Origin of the sequence: Serratia sp. 2723 (assembly GCF_050434425.1) — a bacterium.
Taxonomy (GTDB): domain Bacteria; phylum Pseudomonadota; class Gammaproteobacteria; order Enterobacterales; family Enterobacteriaceae; genus Chania.
Map to the genome: position 1 here is coordinate 137985 of NZ_JBNDIN010000011.1, position 16358 is coordinate 154342.

Here is a 16358-nt window from a genome sequence, read left to right on the forward strand (position 1 = left end):
AACCACGTGTGGTGTCTGGCGGAACAGGGCTGGATAGCGACACGGCCTTAACTGAGGTTTTCCCATGAAAAAAGGTATTCACCCTAAATACGAAGAAGTTACTGCAAACTGCTCTTGCGGTAACGTGATCAAAATCCGCTCTACCGTGGGTCACGATCTGAACCTGGACGTTTGTGGCGAATGCCACCCGTTCTACACTGGCAAGCAGCGTGACGTTGCTACCGGTGGCCGCGTTGACCGCTTCAACAAGCGTTTCAGCGTACCAGGCGTTAAGAAATAAGTTTTCTTATCGTCAGTTGAAAAAGGCGCCTTTGGGCGCCTTTTTTCGTTTTTGCCTCAGGTGCAGGCAGGATCAATATTCCCAGGTATCAGGGTCGACACCCAATTCTCGCATCAGTACTTTCGCGGCTTCCGGGATTTCATCGCTGCGTTCTTTGCGCAGGTCTTCATCGTTCGGCAGCGGCTGGCCGGTAAATGCGTGCAGGAATGCTTCACACAGCAGTTCGCTGTTGGTGGCGTGGCGCAGGTTGTTCACCTGGCGACGAGTCCGTTCATCCGTCAGGATTTTCAGCACCTTCAGCGGAATGGATACCGTGATTTTTTTGACTTGCTCGCTCTTTTTACCGTGTTCAGCGTAAGGGCTGACATACTCGCCGTTCCACTCAGCCATGGGACACCTTAAAATTATCTGAAAAATACAAAATTCCAAAAACCGGCCAATTATGCCCGATCTTCGCTGTGCTCACTAAATAAATGTCAGGTTTACGCGATAAGGGTCACTGAATCTGATGGTTTAATAGGCTATGCCTATGCATTGTTGGGCTAACTTCTTATCAATATTACAAACCGCCATAATTTTAGCGGGTATTGTTCCTTTGCTCAATCTATACGCAAAGAAGTTTGGATGTCCAGATGTATTGACGTCTATATCCGCTGCGGTTAATCTTTAGACCTCATTCCCCCACTTTTCGAGAGCCGAGCCACCCTATGACGCGTAAACCAGCCACGATTGCCGTACGTAGCGGTCTGAATGATGACGAACAGTACGGCTGCGTCGTCCCGCCGATCCATCTTTCCAGCACCTATAACTTCACCGATTTCAACCAGCCCCGAGCTCATGATTACTCACGCCGTGGTAACCCGACGCGTGATGTCGTGCAGCGTGCGCTGGCGGAGCTTGAAGGAGGTGCGGGTGCGGTGATGACCGGGAGCGGGATGTCGGCGATCCATCTGGTGACCACGGTACTTCTCAAACCGGGCGATCTGCTGGTGGCCCCTCATGATTGCTACGGCGGCAGCTACCGCCTGTTCGATAGCCTGAGCAAACGCGGAGCGTATCGGGTGCTGTTTGTCGATCAAGGGAATGAAGCCGCACTGCGCGAAGCGTTGGCGCAAAAGCCGAAGTTGGTGCTGATCGAAAGCCCAAGCAACCCGCTATTACGCGTGGTGGATATAGCGGCCATCTGTAAAGCGGCCCATGAAGCCGGTGCGCTGACCGTGGTAGACAACACCTTCCTCAGCCCGGCGCTGCAACAGCCGATCGAACTGGGTGCCGATCTGGTCGTTCACTCTTGTACCAAATACCTCAACGGCCACTCCGACGTGGTCGCGGGCGCGGTGATCGCTAAAGATAAAGATCTGGCGGTCGAGCTGGCCTGGTGGGCCAACAATATTGGCGTCACCGGTGCGGCATTCGATAGCTATTTGTTATTGCGGGGGATGCGTACCCTGTCGCCGCGTATCAAGGCTGCACAACATAATGCCGAGGCGATTGTCGGCTATTTACAGCAGCAACCCTTGGTCAAAAAGCTGTATCATCCTTCCTTGCCAGAAAACCCTGGCCATGAGATTGCGTGCCGTCAGCAACGTGGGTTCGGTGCCATGCTCAGCTTTGAACTGGACGGGGATGAAGCGCTGCTGCGCCGTTTCCTGTCTGCTCTGGAGCTGTTTACGCTGGCAGAATCCCTGGGTGGCGTAGAAAGCCTGATCTCACATGCGGCAACCATGACTCACGCCGGTATGGCGCCAGAAGCGCGTGCCGCAGCAGGGATTTCCGAAAGCCTGTTGCGTGTTTCCGTGGGGATTGAAGACAGCGAAGATTTGATTGCCGATCTGGAACAAGCCTTCCAGGCGGCGGCTACGAGGTAAGTCATGAATGCAATTGCGGTAGCAGGGCCGGTTAGCGGGCGTCAACTGCACAAATTTGGCGGCAGCAGCCTGGCAGATGTGAAGTGTTATCTGCGGGTGGCCGGGATCATGGCCGAATACAGCCAGCCGGGCGACATGATGGTGGTGTCGGCGGCGGGTAGCACCACCAACCAACTGATCAGCTGGCTGAAGCTCAGCCAGAGCGATCGTCTTTCCGCGCATCAGGTGCAGCAAACGCTGCGCCGTTATCACAGTGAGCTGATCGGCGGGTTGTTGCCTGCGGAAACGGCGGAACCGCTGATTGCCGAGTTTATTCACGATCTTGAACGTCTGGCGATCCTGCTGGACGGCAAGGTTGATGATGCGGTGTATGCCGAAGTGGTGGGGCACGGTGAGATCTGGTCAGCCCGCCTGATGGCTGCGGTGCTGAACAAGCAGGACATGCAGGCAGCCTGGTTGGACGCGCGTGATTTCCTGCGCGCTGAACGTGCGGCACAGCCGCAGGTCGACGAAGGCCGTTCCTATCCGTTATTGCAGCAACTGCTGGCACAGCATCCGGGTAAGCGTCTGGTGGTGACCGGCTTTATTTCGCGTAACGACAGCGGTGAAACCGTGCTGTTGGGGCGCAACGGCAGTGACTATTCAGCCACCCAGGTTGGTGCGTTGGCCGGTGTGGAGCGGGTGACCATCTGGAGCGACGTGGCCGGGGTTTACAGCGCCGATCCGCGCAAAGTGAAAGATGCCTGTCTATTGCCGCTGTTGCGTCTGGATGAGGCCAGCGAACTGGCCCGTCTGGCGGCTCCGGTGCTGCATACCCGTACCTTGCAGCCGGTGTCTGGCAGCGATATCGATCTGCAACTGCGTTGCAGCTATCAGCCGGAGCAGGGGTCGACCCGTATCGAGCGCGTGCTGGCTTCCGGTACCGGGGCCAAAATTGTCACCAGCCACGATGATGTCTGCCTGATCGAACTCAGCATTGCGCCGCAGCATGACTTCAAGCTGGCGCAGAAAGAGTTGGATCTGGTGCTCAAGCGCGCGCAGATCAAACCGTTGGCCGTAGGGGTTCATCCTGACCGTAACCTGATCCAACTGTGCTACACCTCGGAAGTGGTGGGTAGCGTGCTGCGTATTTTGCAGGAGGCAGGGTTGCCGGGTGAACTGCAACTGCGTGAAGGGTTGGCGCTGGTAGCGTTGGTGGGCGCGGGCGTGTGCAAGAATCCGCTGCATAGCCATCGTTTCTATCAGCAGTTGAAGGACCAGCCGGTGGAGTTCATCTGGCAGGCCGAGGATGGCATCAGCCTGGTGGCGGTGCTGCGTCAGGGGCCAACCGGTCTGCTGATCCAGGGCCTGCACCAAACGCTGTTCCGTGCGGAAAAGCGTATTGGCCTGGTGCTGTTTGGCAAAGGCAATATTGGTTCGCGCTGGCTGGAGCTGTTTGCTCGCGAACAGAAGAATATCTCTGCGCGCAGCGGCTTTGAGTTTAGCCTGGCAGGAGTGGTGGATAGCCGCCGCAGCCTGCTTGATTACGAAGGTCTGGATGCCAGCCGTGCGTTGGCGTTCTTTGAGGATGAAGCCCAGGAACTGGACGAAGAGTCGCTGTTTTTGTGGATGCGGGCGCACCCGTTCGACGATCTGGTGGTGCTCGACGTCACCGCCAGCGGGGAGTTGGCGGAGCAATATCTGGACTTTGCCAGCTATGGCTTCCATGTGATCAGTGCCAACAAGCTGGCGGGGGCCTCGTGCAGCGCCAATTACCGCCAGATCCGCGATGCGTTTGCCAAAACGGGCCGCCACTGGCTGTATAACGCCACCGTAGGGGCCGGGCTACCGGTGAACCATACCGTGCGCGATCTGCGCGACAGCGGGGACAGCATCCTGGCGATCAGCGGCATCTTCTCCGGCACGCTTTCCTGGCTGTTCCTGCAGTTTGACGGCACGGTGCCGTTCACCGAGCTGGTGGATCAAGCCTGGCAGCAGGGGCTGACGGAGCCGGATCCGCGTGTTGACCTGTCTGGACAAGACGTGATGCGTAAGCTGGTGATCCTGGCGCGTGAGGCGGGTTATGACATTGAACCTAACCAGGTGCGGGTGGAATCGCTGGTGCCTGCAGGCGCGGAGCAAGGCTCCATCGATCAGTTCTTCGAGAACGGCGATGCGCTGAATCAGCAAATGCTACAGCGTTTCGAAGCGGCCAACGAAATGGGCCTGGTGTTGCGCCACGTGGCGCGTTTCGATGCCAATGGCAAAGCGCGCGTTGGCGTTGAGGCCGTGCGGCCAGAACATCCGCTGGCTTCGCTGCTGCCTTGTGACAACGTGTTTGCCATCGAGAGCCGCTGGTATCGCGACAACCCGCTGGTGATCCGTGGGCCAGGGGCTGGCCGAGATGTGACTGCTGGAGCCATCCAGTCCGACCTTAACCGCTTGGCACAACTGCTTTAAATCCTCGCTTTAGCCTCGGGGGTGGCGCTGCGCGCCCCCGTTCAATCCTTCAACATGAAATTCTCTCATCTTGCGTGAGGATTAATCATCGTATCTCCCTCACTTTCCTGTTGACTCTTCGGGCAACATCCGGCATTTTCTATCTAGACGTCTAAACGTATAGACGCTTATTATAACGAAGCAAAACAGTGATCGATAAGAGGCGGACAGGGTATGAGTTTTTATCACGCAAACCAGCGGGAAGCGCTGAATCAGAGTCTGGCAGAGTTAAACGGCCAGATTAACGTGTCGTTCGAGTTCTTCCCGCCGCGCACCAGCGAGATGGAAGATACCTTGTGGCAGTCGATCGATCGCCTGAGCAGCCTCAAACCCAAGTTTGTTTCTGTGACCTACGGTGCCAACTCGGGTGAGCGCGACCGTACCCACAGCATCATCAAGGGGATCAAAGAGCGTACTGGTCTGGAAGCGGCCCCTCACCTGACCTGTATTGATGCCAGCCCGGCACAGCTGCGTGAGATCGCTACCGATTACTGGAACAGCGGTATCCGCCATATTGTCGCGCTGCGCGGTGATTTACCGCCAGGTGGTGGCAAGCCGGAAATGTATGCGGCCGATCTGGTCACGCTGCTCAAAGACGTCGGCGACTTTGATATTTCTGTCGCGGCCTACCCGGAAGTGCATCCAGAAGCGAAAAGCGCCCAGTCGGACCTGATCAACCTGAAACGTAAAATCGATGCCGGTGCCAATCGCGCCATCACCCAGTTCTTCTTCGACGTAGAAAGCTATCTGCGTTTTCGTGACCGCTGTGTGACTGCTGGCATCGATGTAGAAATCGTGCCGGGCATTCTGCCCGTGTCCAACTTCAAACAGCTCCAGCGCTTTGCCACCATGACCAACGTGCGGGTGCCAAGCTGGATGACCAGCATGTTTGCCGGGCTGGATGACGATGCGGAAACCCGCAAGATGGTCGGCGCCAATATCGCCATGGATATGGTGAAGATCCTGAGCCGCGAAGGGGTCAAAGATTTCCACTTCTATACGCTCAACCGTGCGGAAATGAGCTACGCCATTTGCCATACCCTGGGTGTACGCCCTGGTGCAGCTGTAGGCTGAGAGATAGCGGTTGCCGTTGCGGCAACCGCGCCATCATCAAGGAACGGCCGGGTGCGTGAGCATCTCCAGGAACCACTGCCGGAATCCTTCAACATCGATTTCCAGACAGACCTCGGCATTGGCTGGCAGTTTCAGACGGTTGGCCAGATCGACGCAGGTCGTTCCTCTGGTCAGCTCACCTTGCGTCTCTACCGCTACATGGCAGGCTTGAGTGGTAAACAGCTCGGGTTTTGCCAGATAGGCCAGAGCGCATAGGTCATGCATTTTCAGCCCACGGCTCATACTCCCACCCCGATAGTGTTGGAACAGGCTATGCAGCATGGCCCCGGTGCGGTTCAGCGTGGGTAAGCTGGCAATCATCTCGGGGGTGAGCGTAGCCCGGTTGGTGACGTCCAGCCCGCACATGACAATCGGGATACCGCTGGCAAACACCATGCTGGCGGCCTCGGGATCCACGTAGATATTAAACTCCGCGTTTGGCGTATGGTTGCCACGGCTGGCGGAGCCTCCCATCATGACGATCCGCGCGATAGATGGCTTACATTCCGGGTAGAGCGTGAGCAACAGGGCAATGTTGGTTAACGGGCCAATCGGCACCAAGACTATCGGCTCCTTGCTGGCCAGAAGCAAGTCGCGCATCACTTCAACGGCATGACCGCCAACGACCTGCCGTGTCGATTCTTCAAACTCGTACCCATCCAGGCCGGAGTTGCCGTGAATATGGCTGGCATCCTCCAGTTTACGCACCAGCGGAGCCGCTGCCCCGCGAGCTACGGGCGTGGACGCGCCCAGGAAATGCAGCAGGCGCAGCGCATTGTTGGTGGTTTTATCTACGCTGACGTTGCCAGCCACCGTACTCACCAGGCGCAGGTCGATTTTGGGATGAAACAGCGCGGCAACCAGCGCGACGGCGTCGTCGATACCAGGGTCGGTATCCAGGATCATGGCAATAGGTGCAGAGCTAAAGGACATAATATCTCCCATACAGGGTGGATCAGGCGTTAGCGCTGATGGTCAAAATAGCTGGCGATCTGCGGCTGGTCTGCGCCACTCGCCAGAGCTAATTGCAGTAAAATCCGGGACTTCTGTGGGTTGAGGAAGCCCGCGCCGATGGCAAAGGACTTGGTGCTGACATAGCCTGCGCCGGTACGCGTAGACATCACCACCGGGATCCCTTGCTTATGCAGCTTGCCAATGGCCGCCTCCATCTTGGTAGACACGTTACCGTTGCCATTACCGGCGATGACAATGCCTTTGGCGCCGCTCTTTAGGGCCGCATCCAGGATGGCGGTGTCCTGAGCCTGGTAGGAATAGAGTATTTCCACCTTCGGCAGGCTGGTTAATTTACTGACGTCAAAATAGCGCTTATCGATCGGCTGGGCGGCGGTGTAATAGAATTTGGGTTGTCCGCTGACAAACAGCCCCAGATAGCCGGGCTCCGTGGCTTTAAAGGTATCCAGCGTAGTGGAGTTGGTTTTGCTGGTGTAAAAGGCGGAGCCGATGCGGTCATTTAACACCACCAGCGTTCCCCGGTTTTCTGCCTGCTTGGCCGTGGCTAATGTCACTGCTTCCAGTAGGTTCATCGGGCCGTCCGCACTGATGGCCGTTGCCGGGCGCATCGAGCCGACCATCACCACTGGTTGCTTGCTGTTCACGGTTAAATCCAGGAAGAAGGCGGTTTCTTCCAGGGTATCGGTGCCGTGCGTGATGACGACGCCCTGCTGACCCTGTTGGTTCAACAACTGATTGACTCGTTTGCTCAGGGTAAGCAGAACCTTGTCGTTAACGTCGCCGCTGATGGTATTGGAGATTTGTTCGCCTTTCACCTTCGCAACCTGCGCCATTTCAGGCACGGCGGCGATCAGGGTATCGATGCCGACGGCCCCCGCCTTGTAACCAGTGGTATCCGTCTTGGAGGCTGAGCTGCCCGCTATGGTGCCGCCGGTCGCCAGGATGGTGACTTGGGGTTTACCCGTCTGTGCAGCTACCGGCAGGGCGAGTAGCGTGCTTGCCAACAGAACGGCCAGTGTCGATTTGTTCATTTTTCTCTCCTTGGAAAATAGGCCGCGCTCAACGGGCCAGCAAGAGGCGCTCAAGCAACTGGGTGAAGACGGTATAGCCAGTGAACAGCTGGCCTTCGTCGATATCGAACTCGGACTGGTGGTGGCCAGCCTTCAGATCGGAGCCAATCACAAAGTAGGCCGCCTTGCCGCCGTGAGACTGCACCCGCTTGATCAGCACGGTGGCGTCATCGCTGCCGTTGAAATTCATGCTGCGCTGCACGTGTTCTACCGAAGGGATGTCCCTGGCTATCGACATAATCAGCTCGGTCATTTCATCATCGGGCACGAAGTTGACCGCTTCCCCCATGATCTGGGTTTCGAGCTGCACGTCAAAGCTGAGCGCGGCCCCCTGGGCGCGGCGCATCGCTTCTTCATACATGAAGTTATTGATTTTTTCGTTCTCGCCCCGCACTTCGACCTGCATTTGCGCCTGGCTTGGGATGACGTTGCGCCCTTCACCGCCGTGTAACACCCCGACGTTAACGCGCGTCATACCTTCGCCGTGTGTCGGTAGGCTCAGGAGTTGCAGCGTGGTGTGGCAGGCTGCCGCCAAAGCGTTTTTCCCCAGATGGGGCTCCATACCGGCATGGGCAGCTTTGCCCTGGAAGCTCATGTCGATCTTCAGCGTCGAGAGGAATTTCTCTGGCGCTGCCACGATGGTGTTGCTGGGAATGTCACAGCCCAGGTGGCCGCAGGCAAAGAAGTCCACATCGTCCAGAATGCCGCTTTCGGCCATCGGGCGTGCGCCCCGTACGCCTTCTTCCGCCGGTTGGAACAGCAGCTTGACGCAGCCATGCAATTGGTCACGGTGATCCATCAGCCATTGCGCCACGCCGAGTCCTATCGCCATATGGCCGTCGTGGCCGCAGGCATGCATAAACCCAGGTTGGCTAGAGGCGAAGTTTTCCTGTTGTGGCGTATGGGTCGTACAGGTTGACTCCTGCACGTTGACGCAATCCAGTTCAAAACGCAGTGCCACCACTGGGCCAGGCCTGCCGGTATCGAAAACCGCGGCGCAACCGGTGTAATCCCCGATCCTTTGCAGCATGCCTTCATCAATGCCTGCGGCTTTGGCAGCGGCCTGCGAGTTCTTTACCGCCTGTCGATTGTAGCCACGAACAAAGTCGGGATTGATAACCTGTGTTCCGGTCAATACCTGATGCCCCATGGCTTCCAGCGTCTGGATCACGCGGGCGGTGGTGGCAAATTCGGTCCAGCCGGTTTCCGGGTAAGCATGAAATTGACGCCGCCAGTTAATCAGGGTACGGGGGTCGATAGTGCTCATTTGCATCTCCTCAGAACGAATAGCGGATCAGCGTGAAAATCAGGGTGGCGACAAACCCTACCAGCAATGGCACCGAGGTTCTTTTGACCACCTCAATCGGGCTGACTTTGACTACAGATGCCACGATGATCACCACCGCAGAAACTGGTGATATCGCGCGGATCAGGTTTGAGGTCAGCTGCATAGGCAGGGCAATCATGACCGGATCGACGTGAGCCTGATTGGCGATGGACGGAATAAGTTCAATAAAGGAGTAGAACACCGCATTACCGCTGCCGCTGATCAGCGTGATAAGCGCGGTCAGGCCGGAGAAGATAAACATCAGGCCGATGCCGGCGTTATTGACCTCTTTAACCAGTGAGGCCACGGTGCTGATGGCTCCGATGGCGGTCAACCCGGCCACCAGGGTGCTGGCAGCCACGATCAACACTACGACCTGTGAGAAACCTTGCCCCATGCCGGTGAAGAACAGCGACGAGTTTTTCATTTGTTCGCGCAGGTCGCCTTTGCGGATCAGTTCCACAATAAAGGCCAGTGCAAACGAGAACAGGGTGATTTCCACCAGGCCGATTTTGATCTGGCGGAAGAACAGGCCAAATACCACGATCAGGAATAACGGGATCAGCGGGAACAGGGCGTAGTAAGCCGGAGGGAGCTGGCTGTTGGTGGTCAATTTACTTTCATCGACGTCGGTAAACGCGGCTGCGCCCTGGCGCTTATCCATGTACTTTTGCCAAAAATAGTGCGCGATGCCGATAATGACCAGCACCGGCAGTGAGATAACGGCATGGTGCATAGTGACGTAGTCCACCACGTGCTCGAAACCCAGGATTTTGGCTGCGACCACGTTATCGCCCCCCAGCGGTGTGGGCACGATAGTCGCGGTGGTGGCAATGACCCCGGCGGCACTGAGTGAAGACATTTTTGCTACACGCAGAATGGGGTAAAGCGTGGCCATTAAAATCACGGCGAGGGAGGCGGCGCTGGGAATGATCAGCGACAGCAGTGACCCGATCCAGAATACGATCGGCACCAGAATATAGGGGGAGCGGATCTTCGCGATGGGCTTTGACATGATTTTAACCGCGACATCGTTTGCGCCAATGTGCGACATATAAGCGGAAAAGCCGAACAGTACCATGATGATGATACCTGCCCGGCTAAACTGCTTGATGAAGTCCAGCTCGATTTGTTTTAACGGATCCAGCCAGACGGTGCCCGTTCCTGCCCCGGCACTCAAAATAGGTAAGCCCAAGGTGGCCGCCGCCAACATGAGTACGATCCCTGAGCTAAACAACACCAGTTTGGTGTCGTAGTTCTTGGCAATGGCGTAACCGGCCACCACGAGCACTGCCAAGCTGATTATTAGTGCTACATCCATTTGCTTCCCCTGTCATCATCAATCTTCATGATAAATATCTTTCTGTGAAGATACTTTTAAGAAGGTAAGATCTTTGTCTATTACCTGCAACGAATAGTACCGGTAATTTTGATCTTAACTGCATTTATTATGAATTCCTTATTGAGCAAGGAATTCGGCATTTACTATGCAGAGAAAGTATCTTAACGTGAAGATACTTTCTCTGCGGATGTTCTGCCTACGGATAAGCCACCAGTATGAAAAAATTCTCTTTAATTGGCGTTTTGTTAACATTATCTGCTGCTTTCTTGTGGGGTACGGTGGGAACGGCCCAAAGTCTGGCACCCGGCTCGGCATCGCCTTACTGGCTAGGGGCACTGAGGTTGGTACTGGCCTGCCTATTCTTCCAACTGCTGTTTGCTTACCGCCAGGCCAAAAATACGGCGACGGCCAGTGTCGAAGGGCAGCAGGTTGCGGCACAGCGCCATTTGTACTGGGGGTTTGTGGTCGGTGCCGGGGTGTGTATGGGGCTATATAACCTGGCCTTCTTTGCCGGGGTAAAAGCCACCGGGATTGCCGTGGGTACCGCCACGACGATCGGCAGCGCGCCGATCTGGGCTGGTTTGCTTGAAGCCGTCTGGTTGAGAAAGTCACCGAGTGCATTGTGGTGGGGAGGCGTGCTGTGTGCCACTAGCGGCGGGATCTGGATGGTGCTTTCGCAATCGGCTTCCTGGGTGATTAACCCGGTCGGACTGATAACCTGTTTGGGGGCCGGTTTTTGCTATGCGCTGTATACCTTGCTCAGCAAGCGGCTGGTGGCCATCGCGTCACCGTTAACCATCACCAAACACACCTTTGCCATCGCCATGCTGATCGCCATACCGATGGCCTGGGGGATGGCGGGTACGCCGTCACTGACCTTGCCAACCTGGTTGATCATCGCTTATCTGGGGATTTGTACCACCGGCATCGCCTACCTGCTGTTTACCTTGGCATTGAAACACGTGAGTGCGGCCACCTGCGTTGCCTTGGGATTATTTGAGCCGATCGTGGCTTTTGCGCTGGCGATCGTGGTGGCAAGAGAGCCAATCAGCATGCTGGCCTTTGGCGGGTTATGCCTGATTTTAGCTGGGTTGTGGTTGGTATTGCGTGGTGAGAGGGTGCCCGACAAATAAGGAAAGACACCCTGACCCTCTCCGTCAGGAGAGGGAACATAACATGCGACAGATTAACGACTCTATTCTTCCTCAACACGGGCTATTGCCTCCACCGACAAAGCGGAACGGTGGCGCATATTTATGGGAACAGTCAACCCGTTCCCTGGTGGTAAACAGGATCTGGCAAAAGTGTAGCACTATCAGGAGCGTCCATTTAGAGAGTGTATATAGGTTGCAAATATTTTACTGCCAGGACTGATGCTTGCGGCTGTTCCTGCTGCAATAAATCTATCATGCTGGATGGCAATTTAGCGTTGATTTGATATTCATGTTTCATTTTTAAATGAACGGTTGTGCACTGTTTTTGGCAAGCATTGACATAATTAATGTTTTTATCAATTCCATTGATCATCGTTAGGCCTGATTAGGCAAAGCCAATGCGTTTACTCATCTTGAACCGATGATGGATTTTTGGGTTCTGGAGAATGGCGAATCACTTTGCCAATGATGTAAAACAAATAACTCTCATCAAAGGGGTAACATCGATATCTATTATGCTAGTCGAGCTATTGCAGGCTTTCTGTGACTATTAGAATCGAAGTTAATCTCTTTGCATCCCCGCCAAACCTCATTCAGATAATATTAATATCATATAATTATGGTTATTTTAGTTAATTCATCTAATTTATTGTAATTTTTCGATATAAAGATCTGTTTAGTTTATTTTTACATTACAATGCTCCTCATCGACAGACTCACGGCTTCTTGTGGTTCCTTATGTTTTTGCTGGTTTTTCCATAAGCATAAGAGAAGCAATTTTCAGAGCGTCGTCGATAAAAATATGGATTTCGCATCTATCAACACTGAAATATATGGAACTTTTTTATAAGGATTTTTTGCATGAAACTGAACAAAATCATGATGGCAGCAGTCATCGTTCTGGGTGTATCTTCTGTGGCTCACGCGGCAACCAAAGATCAGGGTCACGGTAAAGTGACTTTTACCGGTTCTATTATTGATGCGCCATGCTCTATTACCCCTGACAGCATCGACCAGACGATTGAGCTGGGGCAAGTTTCTAACGTAGCCCTGAAAGGCGGTGGTCAATCAAATCCGCGTAATTTCTCCATAGACTTGGAAAATTGCGAACTTGGTGAAAAGGATAACAATAAAGTATCCGTAACTTTCACCGGCATGGAGTCTAGTGCTGATAATGGCCTGCTGGGTGTTACTGGCACGGCGAAAGGTGCCAGCGTCGCTATTACTGATGGTTCAGGTAAAGTCATTGAACTGGGCAAAGCCTCCAGAGCTCAACTGCTGCAAAATGGTAAGAATAGCCTGAACTTTGCTGCTTATATGCAGGGCAACGGCGCTTCTGCTGTCATCACCGAAGGCGAATTCCAGGCGGTTGTCGGTTTCACCTTGGCCTATCAATAAGCACTGATCCCCTTGTTGGAGTGACGTGTTTTGCATGCGGAGAAATCCGCATGCTTTTCATGGGCGCGAAGTGGAATAAGGATCATAACCATGCTGAACGTCAATAATATTGCGGTAGTGTTTTCTTGCATATTTCTCATGATTCCTTTTTCTCCCCAGGCGGAGGGTACCATCCAAGGATGGGGGCGGGTCAATATGCAAGGAGCCATTATTGATACAGCCTGTGCAATTGCCGTAGAGAGTCGCGATCAAACCATTGATCTTGGCGTTGTACCCTTGGCAGATATTATTCGCGATGGCCATGGCCGGAGTAAACCTTTTGCCATTGAACTGGTGAATTGTGAATTAGAACGTGGTGGTAATAAATTACCCGATTGGAAACACTTTCAGGTGACTTTTGATGGTGATGCCGAGGGTGAATTATTTGGTGTACACGGGGAAGCATCCGGGGTAGCTCTGCAAATTAACGAACCTGGAGGGCGCTCAGCCACCCCAGGGGATCCTCTGCCTATGAATAATATTGTTCCCGGCACCATGCGGCTTAACTACACCATGAAACTGGTTGCTAATAACCATGTCTTGAAAGCTGGGGATTATTTTTCATCTATCCGGTTTAAATTGGATTACTTCTAAACGCCGTAATACACCGCCATTGTGAAAAGACATTAATAAAAGGCTAGGGATATGGAATTGTCACCGACTGGGAAGTTGGGTCGTTTTCAGGTGCTGGGGCTCTGGATTTCCCTGGCGCTAGGGACATCGTCAATGGTGGTGTTTGCCGCCGAAGAAATCCAGTTCAATACCGATGTTCTGGATGTGAAAGATCGCCAGAATATCGATTTGAGCCAGTTCTCTCGTGGTGGCTACATCATGCCGGGCACGTATGGCATGGCGGTACACATCAATAAAAACGATTTGCCGGAACAGGCAATCCCATTTTATGCACCAGAGGATGAGCCAAAGGGTAGCCGTGCCTGTGTAAATAAAGCTCTGGTGGAGCAGTTGGGGCTGAAAGAAGGGGTGATGCAAGAGCTCCGGTGGTGGCATCAGGACGAGTGCCTGGATGAGTCCAGCCTGGAGGGAATGGAAGTGCGTGGAGATTTATCCACCTCGGCGTTGTATTTGAATATCCCCCAGGCCTATCTGGAGTTCACTTCGGAGGACTGGGATCCGCCATCCCGCTGGGATGAGGGGATCCCAGGGCTGCTGCTGGATTACAACCTTAATATGCAAACGCAAAAGCAGTTGAAGCAAGGGGCGAGCAGTTACAACTTGAGTGGCAACGGCACGGCCGGGGCTAACTTGGGGGTTTGGCGTTTACGGGCAGACTGGCAGGCCAACATCAATCATCAAACGGCATCGGGCCGCTCCACAGACACACAGTTGGACTGGAGCCGCTATTACGCCTATCGCGCCATCCCGACACTGCGCTCGAAGCTGACGCTGGGGGAGAACAACCTGGATTCCGGCATGTTCGACAGCTTCCGCTTTATGGGGGTAAGCCTGGTGTCGGATGACAGCATGTTGCCGCCAAGCCTGCGCGGTTACGCACCGGAAGTGACGGGGGTAGCGAAAACCAACGCCAAGGTGACTATCAGTCAGCAGGGGCGGGTGCTGTATGAGACCCAGGTGGCATCCGGGCCGTTCCGTATTCAGGACATTAGTGATGCGGTGAGTGGTGAGCTGAAGGTGAAGGTGGAAGAGCAGGATGGCAGCGTGCAGGAGTTCGTGATGAACACCGCCAGCATCCCGTATCTGACGCGTCCAGGCTCGGTGCGTTTCAAGCTGGCTACGGGCAAGCCGTCAGATTGGCAGCACCATTCGCGTGGCCCGCTGTTTGGTACCGGGGAATTCTCCTGGGGCGTGAGCAACGGCTGGTCGCTGTATGGCGGTGGGCTGGCAGGGGGTGATTATAACGCGGTGTCGGTGGGTATCGGGCGTGACCTGATGGCGCTGGGGGCGCTGTCTGTTGATGCCACCCAGTCACGGGCGCGCTTGCCACAGGCCGGTGGCACGCTCAGCGGCGGTTCATACCGTCTTAGCTATTCGAAGGATTTTGATGAGTACGACAGCCAGGTGACCTTTGCGGGTTATCGCTTCTCAGAACAGAACTTCATGAGCATGAGTGAGTACCTGGATGCACGTTATTACGGCACTCGTACCGGCAACGGTAAAGAGATGTACACCATCACGTTTAATAAGCATTTCCGCGAGTTGGGGCTGAGTACCTACCTCAACTATAGCCATGAGACGTTCTGGGATCGCCCGGCCAATAACCGTTACAACCTGACGATGTCACGCTATTTCGACCTCGGCAGGTTCCGCAACCTGAGTCTGTCTTTGTCGGCGTACCGCAATGAATATAACGGCACCAAAGATGACGGGGCGTACCTGTCTTTGTCGATGCCTTGGGGTGACCGTTCTACGTTGAGTTACAACACGACGGTGAATCGCGACGACATCACCCATCGGGTGGGGTATTACGACCGGGTTGATGAGCACAATACCTATCAGCTCAGTGCTGGCCATTCTCGCACAGGGGCCAACCTGAGTGGCTATTACACCCATGAAGGCAATATGGCTCGCCTGAGCGCCAATACCAGCTATCAGGAAGGGCGTTACAGTGCGTTTGGCATGAATGCCCAGGGCGGGATGACGCTGACGCCGGAAGGTGGGGCCATCCACCGCGTAGGGGTGCAGGGTGGCACGCGAATGCTGATTGACACCGATGGAGTGCCAGATGTGCCGGTGCGCGGCTACGGCAGCACCAGCAATACCAACGCCTGGGGCAAAGTGGTGCTCGGTGACGTCAACAGCTACTACCGCAACAAGGCCAGCATTGACCTGAACAAGCTTGGCAACAACGCTGAAGCCAGCAACTCGGTGGTGCAGGCCACGCTGACAGAGGGGGCCATTGGCTACCGCCGGTTTGATGTGATTGCCGGTGAGAAGGCAATGGCGGTCATTAAGCTGGCCGATGGCAGTGAGCCGCCGCTTGGAGCTACGGTGATGAACACCCGTAAGCAGGAAACCGGCATTGTGAATGATGGCGGCGGCGTTTATCTGAGTGGCCTTAAAGCGGGTGAAATCATGACGGTGTACTGGAATGGGAGTGCGCAATGTGCAGTGCAGATGCCGACACCGTTGTTGGTGGACATGCTGTTGAACACCTTATTGCTGCCTTGTCGCCCATTAAGTAGCCCAGTGTTGATATCTAACGATAAAGAATCGAAAGCGGGTACTCCGCAGGAAACGGCGTCAGTTAAATCAGGGCCGGATACTGCCGCTGTAGCTGAGTAATGAAAGCATTTTTACCCCCATTTTGAGAGCCCGTGAGGGCCAGGAAGAAGCCATGT

General features: G+C 54.7%; 13 protein-coding genes. 8 read left to right on the forward strand and 5 right to left on the reverse strand.

What is annotated here, in order from left to right:
* Positions 1–64: 64 nt before the first annotated feature.
* Positions 65–280: a 50S ribosomal protein L31 gene (gene rpmE, locus ABIE29_RS17045; RefSeq protein WP_021181895.1), complete on the forward strand. Its 216-nt coding sequence runs from the start codon at positions 65–67 to the stop codon at positions 278–280.
* Positions 281–352: 72 nt separating this feature from the next.
* Here rpmE and metJ read toward each other — a convergent pair whose 3' ends face one another.
* A complete protein-coding gene (metJ, locus tag ABIE29_RS17050; RefSeq protein ID WP_006317756.1) occupies positions 353–670 on the reverse strand; it encodes a met regulon transcriptional regulator MetJ in 318 nt (105 codons plus the stop codon).
* Between the two features lie 317 nt (positions 671–987).
* Between metJ and metB the strand changes: the two genes are divergently transcribed.
* From metB to metF, 3 genes are all read left to right on the forward strand, one after another.
* Positions 988–2148, forward strand: a complete 1161-nt coding sequence (metB, locus tag ABIE29_RS17055; RefSeq protein WP_429619854.1) for a cystathionine gamma-synthase — start codon at positions 988–990, stop codon at positions 2146–2148.
* A gap of 3 nt (positions 2149–2151) precedes the next feature.
* Positions 2152–4587, forward strand: a complete 2436-nt coding sequence (locus ABIE29_RS17060) for a bifunctional aspartate kinase/homoserine dehydrogenase II (RefSeq protein WP_429619855.1) — start codon at positions 2152–2154, stop codon at positions 4585–4587.
* A gap of 213 nt (positions 4588–4800) precedes the next feature.
* The gene (gene metF / locus ABIE29_RS17065; protein WP_429619856.1) at positions 4801–5700 is read left to right on the forward strand and encodes a methylenetetrahydrofolate reductase; all 900 of its coding nucleotides are present in this window, start codon (positions 4801–4803) and stop codon (positions 5698–5700) included.
* A 36-nt stretch (positions 5701–5736) separates the two neighbouring features.
* Here the strand turns inward: metF and rihC are convergent, their stop codons facing one another.
* The 4 genes from rihC to dcuC are packed head-to-tail and all read right to left on the reverse strand — an operon-like array spanning position 5737 to position 10429.
* Positions 5737–6672: a ribonucleoside hydrolase RihC gene (rihC, locus tag ABIE29_RS17070; RefSeq protein WP_429619857.1), complete on the reverse strand. Its 936-nt coding sequence runs from the start codon at positions 6670–6672 to the stop codon at positions 5737–5739.
* 29 nt (positions 6673–6701) lie between these two features.
* Complete coding sequence (locus tag ABIE29_RS17075; RefSeq protein WP_429619858.1) at positions 6702–7742, reverse strand: type II asparaginase; 1041 nt, start codon at positions 7740–7742, stop codon at positions 6702–6704.
* A gap of 28 nt (positions 7743–7770) precedes the next feature.
* Positions 7771–9048, reverse strand: a complete 1278-nt coding sequence (locus tag ABIE29_RS17080) for an amidohydrolase (protein WP_429619859.1) — start codon at positions 9046–9048, stop codon at positions 7771–7773.
* A gap of 10 nt (positions 9049–9058) precedes the next feature.
* Positions 9059–10429, reverse strand: a complete 1371-nt coding sequence (dcuC, locus tag ABIE29_RS17085; RefSeq protein ID WP_429619860.1) for a C4-dicarboxylate transporter DcuC — start codon at positions 10427–10429, stop codon at positions 9059–9061.
* Between the two features lie 236 nt (positions 10430–10665).
* On the opposite strand from dcuC, the gene ABIE29_RS17090 reads away from it, so the two are divergent.
* The 4 genes from ABIE29_RS17090 to ABIE29_RS17105 all read left to right on the forward strand — a co-directional run bounded on the left by ABIE29_RS17090 (position 10666) and on the right by ABIE29_RS17105 (position 16302).
* Positions 10666–11583, forward strand: coding sequence for a DMT family transporter (locus ABIE29_RS17090; protein ID WP_429619861.1), 918 nt, complete (start codon positions 10666–10668; stop codon positions 11581–11583).
* A gap of 882 nt (positions 11584–12465) precedes the next feature.
* Positions 12466–13002 carry a fimbrial protein gene (locus tag ABIE29_RS17095; protein WP_429619862.1) on the forward strand — a complete coding sequence of 179 codons (537 nt, stop codon included), beginning with the start codon at positions 12466–12468 and terminating at the stop codon, positions 13000–13002.
* 138 nt (positions 13003–13140) lie between these two features.
* Positions 13141–13635, forward strand: coding sequence for a fimbrial protein (locus ABIE29_RS17100; RefSeq protein WP_429619886.1), 495 nt, complete (start codon positions 13141–13143; stop codon positions 13633–13635).
* A gap of 51 nt (positions 13636–13686) precedes the next feature.
* Positions 13687–16302, forward strand: a complete 2616-nt coding sequence (locus ABIE29_RS17105; RefSeq protein ID WP_429619863.1) for an outer membrane usher protein — start codon at positions 13687–13689, stop codon at positions 16300–16302.
* Positions 16303–16358 lie beyond the last annotated feature (56 nt).

Bases quoted from the DNA above. Each gene is read 5' to 3' on its own strand.
- rpmE (WP_021181895.1), top strand. From the start codon at position 65: ATGAAAAAAGGTATTCACCCTAAATACGAAGAAGTTACTGCAAACTGC.
- metJ (WP_006317756.1), bottom strand. From the start codon at position 670: ATGGCTGAGTGGAACGGCGAGTATGTCAGCCCTTACGCTGAACACGGT.
- metB (WP_429619854.1), top strand. From the start codon at position 988: ATGACGCGTAAACCAGCCACGATTGCCGTACGTAGCGGTCTGAATGAT.
- ABIE29_RS17060 (WP_429619855.1), top strand. From the start codon at position 2,152: ATGAATGCAATTGCGGTAGCAGGGCCGGTTAGCGGGCGTCAACTGCAC.
- metF (WP_429619856.1), top strand. From the start codon at position 4,801: ATGAGTTTTTATCACGCAAACCAGCGGGAAGCGCTGAATCAGAGTCTG.
- rihC (WP_429619857.1), bottom strand. From the start codon at position 6,672: ATGTCCTTTAGCTCTGCACCTATTGCCATGATCCTGGATACCGACCCT.
- ABIE29_RS17075 (WP_429619858.1), bottom strand. From the start codon at position 7,742: ATGAACAAATCGACACTGGCCGTTCTGTTGGCAAGCACGCTACTCGCC.
- ABIE29_RS17080 (WP_429619859.1), bottom strand. From the start codon at position 9,048: ATGAGCACTATCGACCCCCGTACCCTGATTAACTGGCGGCGTCAATTT.
- dcuC (WP_429619860.1), bottom strand. From the start codon at position 10,429: ATGGATGTAGCACTAATAATCAGCTTGGCAGTGCTCGTGGTGGCCGGT.
- ABIE29_RS17090 (WP_429619861.1), top strand. From the start codon at position 10,666: ATGAAAAAATTCTCTTTAATTGGCGTTTTGTTAACATTATCTGCTGCT.
- ABIE29_RS17095 (WP_429619862.1), top strand. From the start codon at position 12,466: ATGAAACTGAACAAAATCATGATGGCAGCAGTCATCGTTCTGGGTGTA.
- ABIE29_RS17100 (WP_429619886.1), top strand. From the start codon at position 13,141: ATGATTCCTTTTTCTCCCCAGGCGGAGGGTACCATCCAAGGATGGGGG.
- ABIE29_RS17105 (WP_429619863.1), top strand. From the start codon at position 13,687: ATGGAATTGTCACCGACTGGGAAGTTGGGTCGTTTTCAGGTGCTGGGG.